This is a genomic window from Chitinophaga silvatica (assembly GCF_003419895.1).
Lineage (GTDB): Bacteria > Bacteroidota > Bacteroidia > Chitinophagales > Chitinophagaceae > Chitinophaga > Chitinophaga silvatica.
The window spans coordinates 1-6,340 of record NZ_QPMM01000022.1; the positions used below are offsets into that span (position 1 = coordinate 1).

Annotated in this window: 9 protein-coding genes; 1 reads left to right on the top strand and 8 read right to left on the bottom strand. The window is 34.5% G+C overall.

Annotation, left to right across the window (positions count from 1 at the left end):
• Nucleotides 1-60: 60 nt before the first annotated feature.
• From DVR12_RS27405 to DVR12_RS27420, 4 genes are all read right to left on the bottom strand, one after another.
• Entirely contained in the window at nucleotides 61-438 is a 378-nt protein-coding gene (locus DVR12_RS27405; RefSeq protein WP_116979046.1) for a hypothetical protein, read from the bottom strand.
• A 76-nt stretch (nucleotides 439-514) separates the two neighbouring features.
• The gene (locus DVR12_RS27410) at nucleotides 515-1,132 is read right to left on the bottom strand and encodes an RHS repeat domain-containing protein (protein WP_116979048.1); all 618 of its coding nucleotides are present in this window, start codon (nucleotides 1,130-1,132) and stop codon (nucleotides 515-517) included.
• 141 nt (nucleotides 1,133-1,273) lie between these two features.
• Nucleotides 1,274-1,960, bottom strand: coding sequence for a hypothetical protein (locus DVR12_RS27415; RefSeq protein ID WP_116979050.1), 687 nt, complete (start codon nucleotides 1,958-1,960; stop codon nucleotides 1,274-1,276).
• Nucleotides 1,961-1,972: 12 nt separating this feature from the next.
• Complete coding sequence (locus DVR12_RS27420) at nucleotides 1,973-3,349, bottom strand: RHS repeat domain-containing protein (RefSeq protein ID WP_116979052.1); 1,377 nt, start codon at nucleotides 3,347-3,349, stop codon at nucleotides 1,973-1,975.
• 154 nt (nucleotides 3,350-3,503) lie between these two features.
• On the opposite strand from DVR12_RS27420, the gene DVR12_RS27425 reads away from it, so the two are divergent.
• Complete coding sequence (locus tag DVR12_RS27425) at nucleotides 3,504-3,677, top strand: hypothetical protein (protein WP_199417219.1); 174 nt, start codon at nucleotides 3,504-3,506, stop codon at nucleotides 3,675-3,677.
• 102 nt (nucleotides 3,678-3,779) lie between these two features.
• Here the strand turns inward: DVR12_RS27425 and DVR12_RS27430 are convergent, their stop codons facing one another.
• From DVR12_RS27430 to DVR12_RS27445, 4 genes are read right to left on the bottom strand one after another with little or no spacing between them, the layout of a single operon-like run.
• Nucleotides 3,780-4,406, bottom strand: a complete 627-nt coding sequence (locus DVR12_RS27430) for a hypothetical protein (RefSeq protein WP_116979056.1) — start codon at nucleotides 4,404-4,406, stop codon at nucleotides 3,780-3,782.
• 11 nt (nucleotides 4,407-4,417) lie between these two features.
• Complete coding sequence (locus tag DVR12_RS27435) at nucleotides 4,418-4,621, bottom strand: hypothetical protein (RefSeq protein WP_116979058.1); 204 nt, start codon at nucleotides 4,619-4,621, stop codon at nucleotides 4,418-4,420.
• A gap of 57 nt (nucleotides 4,622-4,678) precedes the next feature.
• On the bottom strand, nucleotides 4,679-5,359 hold the full coding sequence (locus DVR12_RS27440; protein WP_116979060.1) for an Imm52 family immunity protein: 681 nt from the start codon (nucleotides 5,357-5,359) through the stop codon (nucleotides 4,679-4,681).
• A 43-nt stretch (nucleotides 5,360-5,402) separates the two neighbouring features.
• Nucleotides 5,403-5,915 (bottom strand): hypothetical protein, encoded by a 513-nt coding sequence (locus DVR12_RS27445; protein ID WP_116979062.1) that lies wholly within the window; start codon nucleotides 5,913-5,915, stop codon nucleotides 5,403-5,405.
• Nucleotides 5,916-6,340 lie beyond the last annotated feature (425 nt).

Genomic DNA, 6,340 nt, shown 5'->3' on the forward strand with positions numbered 1-6,340 from the left:
AAGTCTATAAATATTTCTCATTTTTATTATGCTGGAAAAGGAAAAACTGTAAAATTAGTGCTATGATAAGTTGTCGCTGGTTGCAAACCCAATCACATTAACCAAAAGGCCTGATTTAATTGATTCATTAATAATATTTGTAGCCGTATAAAATCCAGCTCTGGCCTTCTGTTCAACTTCTGAGGCTTCCCATTGTGACACTGCAAACTGATTATCAACCAGCAATTTTAACTTGGATAACCCATCAATAACACTTAAGCCTTTTGAAATAAAATTGTTTGCTTTTTTAGGAGTAGCGCCAAAATCATTTTGCTTCGCCTCGCCTGGATCTTCTCCAGCTTCATCCCCATATTTACCAGAAAATTCTGGACCATTGTTGTTATATCTACCTGGATTGGCTAAATATGGTTCCTCCAAATCATGCCCATTGGTTGTCATAGGTCCTCCTTTCGTATATTTAAAGCCACCATTTCCATCAGATAAAGCACTTGGTATTTTTTCACGGCAACCTTAATTAGATAGTGGCTGTATTTATACCCATTGCAAGTTTCTTTCCACTAATAAATCCCATTTGATACATAGAACTATGCATTGGTAATAACTCTAATCCATCTAGATCTATTCCGTAAATTGGGCTATTACTAGCAAATTGATATGGCGTTAATTCAGGATACTTCTTAGTTATTGGATCCACACTCAAGAACTTAGCAATTCGTGGATCATATATCCTCATTCCATAATCCTGCTGATTTCCCTCTCCCTTCACCTCATTATCATTCTCCTTACCATTAAACCCATAACGATACGTTCCACTCAAGCTATAATTCCGTCTCACCTGCTGAATTCCAAACGGCGCATAATCGGTCATATTATACACTGTTAATGGCTGATCAGATATAGTAGCCATTACATTACCTAAATGGTTGGAAAGCTCATAACGCGTCCTGTTCGCCTGGTTCCATAATGTCACAGCATTTCCTGGTGTACCGCTTACTTGCATTTCAGGAAGCCACATACCTAAACGGCTACTTCCATACAAATGATGCTCTTTCCAGAAAACCTGGGCTCCACTATTATTACCATAAATGCCAAGTGTAGTGCACCGTGGATCTCTTACATACCGGGTTTCCACAGCTACCTGCCCTGATTTTCTATATTACTTATATTCTATTTTAAAAAACAGAATAGCTATCAGTACTTTTTTCAAAATTTATGATATAAATAAATATTCTACCTTCAATTTTCTAAAAAAAACTTCGTACAAGGTTTACTCTTATGCCTCATTAAATATAGTAACGGCCAGATGGTTATCGTCAATATATTTAATCCAGCCTTTTATACCCGAATCTGTTTCAACTTCCAGCCAATTATTCTTATATTTTATTGGATGAAAAAAAATAGGATCTTCTGAATCTTTTGCCTGGTGTCGAGTTTTAATTATTGTAGCAGTGTCACTCGGATTAGTTCTTAGTGGATTTTTAGTTTGATTAAATTCAACTGCAAAGACATCCATTAAATATTTCCCCCAGCTTTGAAATGCAAATTCACCAGCATTAACGCTGATATATTTAACTTCTTGTGTTTGTTCGTTCACAACAATCTTATACATATTTCCCGCCCTTTGGAGACATCTAAAGACAAGAAATATATTATCTGGCTTCATAGAATAGGCTCTAATGGAGTCGTTATCAAATGTGTCATTATAGACATAAGTCATCCAAATACTACTATCAACGTTGTATAAATTCAACTTAGTCATTTCATAATTAGGGTCAAGTCTCAAAATTCCAATCCCTTCTACGGCTGTCACGTTTTTCTCCTCGGTCGCACTATCAGAAGTTAACGCCATCGAATCATTTTTAATGGCTAACTGTTGTTGCTGTTTAAATGAACTAAGATTATTACATGCGACAAGAACTGTCAAAATAGTAAACAATAATATTGTACTTCTAAAAAACATATTAAATATATTTTAATACCCAAACCAATTATATTGCAATTTTGTCAAGGGAGCAGGCAGTCGAAATACGATACTTGTATTAAACGGAACATATGAACTAACATTTGTTCGGTTCCCATCCTTCATTCCCAAATGTCCATGGTCGTTGTGTCCGCCCATTGTTCTCACTCCATTTAACATTTCGAGTTTTCCCTGATAAGTATTTTTCCAATCAAAGCCAAATCTATAGGCTGCTCTATAGACCATTTCATTTTTCTCTATACTAAACTTTTTACTATCCATCGTTCCCTGAAAACTATGTCCATTGTTGCCAACGTATCTAAAATCCGCATCTAATCCTGAACGTGCTCCCATGTGACCATGTCCTCCATGGTGAAAAGTATTATCTTCCCCCACCGCCGGATCGCTACCATTGTTGGAAGACATATCTCCAAAACTAATTGTAATTCCAGCTACTTTTACTTCATTCAAAATACCAAATAAACCTGCAGCTGTAATTGGTTTTACAAAATTATCACCAGCACCGACAAATTCATCAAATGATTTTCCATTTTTCACTCCTTTTGACTGCCCGCCGGATTCAACAACACCATAGCTATCCCAATTTTCTCCTTTTTCTGGAAATGCGACCAACCCGTTACCATTTTTTTCTAACTGTCCAGCTAATTTATATGATCTGACCAACATATAATCGACCTGCTTTTGACTTGTTTCCACATAAAATCTATCAAATTTATCATCCGTTTTGTTAACAATGATATCTCCATTTTTTCTAATCATATAATCATCGTCTAATCCTCCTGAAGGATCTATCTTAATGATTGGTGAGTTTTGTACAAAGTTATAGGGACTCATCCAAGTTCTTTGTGCCTGTAGAGGATCTCCGCTTAAAAAGCGTCCTATCCTCGGATCATACACTCTCATTCCATAATCCTGCTGATTCCCCTCTCCCTTCACCTCATTATCATTCTCCTTCCCATTAAACCCATACCTATACGTTCCGCTCAAGCTATAATTCCTTCCAACCTGCTGCATTCCAAATGGAGCATAATCGGTCATGTTATAGATAGTTGAAGGCACATCGGAGATAGTAGCCAGTACATTACCAAGATGATTCGTTAGTTCATAACGAATACGGTTACTTTGATTCCAGATTGTAGTAGCACTACCTGGAGTTCCGGTAACCTGCATTTCTGGAACAAACATTCCTAATCTGCTACTACCATAAAGATGTTGTTCTTTCCAGAAGGTTTGAGCCCCTCCATTATTACTGTAAACTGAAAGTACATTACCCTGAGGATCACGAATGTACCAGGTTCTCGTGGTTACACCCGATTTCGTGTACTCTTTATAGATTCGGTTACCAGTTGCATCATACTTATATTGCAAAGAACTACTATCACTGGAGGTAATACTTTTAACCTTACCATATACCGACCATACTTATGGCAGTAATATTGGCAGACTTATTACTTTCAGATTACCTATTTATCGTATTGGTAATTATCGGCACCCATACTCTTTATGTTGGTATCGATGTCTCTTGGAGACTACCGTAGGGTATTTATTAGGAGAATCTAAAGACAGAGCCCTTTTAAAAGCCAGCTCTACGCTTAAAAGACTGGATGATATTTCTAAATTCCCAGAGCTAGATAAAAACTGTATCTACGCCCTGGATGCAATGATCAATTACGTAAAACTAAAGGCTATTCAATAACAAAATCATAAGCCATAAATAATAAGGCCCAGTCGTTGACTAGGGCCTTATTATTTATGGCTTAAACAGTTTATGAGAAAGTTCCTAATCATACTTGTTAGTTCAATTACGATTTGAATCAATACATATAGATTTTAGTAGTTCTCTTGTTCTCCCTTCAAAAGCAAATGTATCTGCCTTTTTCACCAAATTTCCACAAATTATTTCATGCACTTTTTTGTTTAGCCTAATCTCATTTAGATTACTTAATAAGCGATGCAAAATTTTCCAATCTTTAGTCTTCTCTATTAAATTAGATAAACACTCAATATAAAGAGAATCAATTTCTTGTTTACATATTATCAAATTAAACAATATTTGAGATCTTAATATTTCTGGTTGTCTATGGCTGTATAGTAAATTGAGATCCTTTACATATCCCTTTGGTAGTAAATTTTTTTCGCAATACTTAAAATAATCTAAGACTGCCAATTTCACCAAATAATTACTTTTTTGAAAAAGTAACTCGTAATAACGTTTCCTTATATTTAGATCATAAATATTAAGCCATCCAGTCAAGTCAATCAAATCTGAGAGATAAAACTTATCTCTTATTGATTTTACATTCAGTAAAAAATGATGATAATATTCAAAATAATCATCTTCAAAATCATAATCGTTTATAAACTCACTTCGAATTAGGTAGCTTTTATTCTCAAATAACTTTTTTACTTCTTCAAGTGTTTTCATTCTTCTAATTTTTATTTCTTTCTTTTCTGCTTATTTCTTTCTCCTATCGCTTTTTCTTGCGTTTTAATTTTTTGTAATAACTCTACATGTTCAGGCTTAATTTTACCATTGTTCGCAGTTGTGCTATCCTTAATTTCCTGTCTTAATTCATTAAGGCCGTCCAATGTCTTAGGTAGATCATCCAAAAGTTGATGGAAAAGGAAAAACTGTAACATTAGTGCTATGATAAGATGTCGCTGGTTGCATACCCAATCACATTAACCACCTACACATTATGTAATTCTTTTTTTCAAAGATCGCAACTCATTGAGTAAAGAATAATCATAACTATGCCCATTTGCTAAATAAAACAGATGTCCATTATTCTTCGTTTCATGAACCAGATTAGGACTAATTTTAGGCATGTGTTTAATGCATCGTGAATACGTAACCCAGCCAATTCCGTCTATATCCCCTCCGATATTACTTCTTAATGCCTCGGAGCTAAACACTGCATTATCAGGGTTCCATATATCAATCAGTATCGACATTATTGCAAGTACTTTCTTCTGTTCTAACAATCTATCCTTAGCCACCCCTTCATAAGGAAGTGTTACTATACAATTATTAATCAATACTTGGGAAGATTTCCCCACATTAAAAGATAGACTACTCGACTCTTCATCAGTACGCCCATTCCACAAACTAAACAAAAATCCCATTTTTGAAAACCCCTGCTCATTTAATTCACCTTTTCTTACACTTTCTATGCATTGACGAATAATTACATCATCTTCCCATTTTATCTTTTGGGCTAATGCATCTTTGCGACTCATCCCTGTTTCATACCAGCTTGAAAACTCGATATCTATACGAGCCAGGCAATTTAATGTTTGTAATATTTGATCTTTTATTTGAATTAAAGATGCTGCCCTCTCTCCCCAATAAGCACCAATTATAAAGGGATCATTCATATTCTTTAGTATTAGGCTGACTTGCTGATTATTCTATTCTTAATCAATTTTCAAAAACTTTCTTTGTAACAGGATCTACGCGAATGACACTTGCACTAAACTTTCTGACTTCAAACCAAAAAATGTCATCATTAATTTGTCTTTTAATCTTTTTTTGTTCATAAAAATGTTTTGGGGGTACGTAGACCATAACCACTGGTAAATACATATAAATACCATTTTTGTCATATCCTAAAGTATCACAATAGGACAAATACCATTCCCTATCCTTAAAGTTTCCGAATTCATAGAAAATCGGCTTTTCAACTTTAATTTCTCTTAAAAAGTTAAACGACTCTGAAATTTTTCTCTCCCAGAAAACACTAGTAATTTTATTTGTATCAGCTAGCTTTAGTAGATAACGAGATTCATAATCTAGCGTATCTATCGCTTCCTGATTTTGCCTGACGTAAAACATCAGATAACCGGGTTTATTTACTACTACTCTATCAATCGGAACAAAAAAATAACCTTTACATGAACAAAGTAGAAGCAAACTAACAATAATTTTCCTCATACTCCATTTTCTATTTTGCCAGGATATTTATCATGCAATGGATCAAACGCCCAAATTACGTTATCCTTGGATTATACTTCCCTATTCCATAATCCTGCTGATTCCACCCTCCCTATACCTCATTTTTCATTATCATTTTTTTCCATAAATCCATTATAGCCTCATATTGTTAATGAACTTCCGATATCTGTTTTCGATCCATAAGTACTTATAAAAGAATTACTGGTTGGCAAAACAAAAGTAATCGCTAACTTCCTACCTAAAATAAATGCAGTTGCACATAGAAATATCCAATAGCAAAATCATAGTACAGCATATCTTGGCAGCATCTATACCCTAAATCAAAACCTATAAATAGAAAGACGAAAAACTGAATCTGAAATATTAAAATAAGCAAGAGTGGAGGCGTTAAAATTAATATTGGA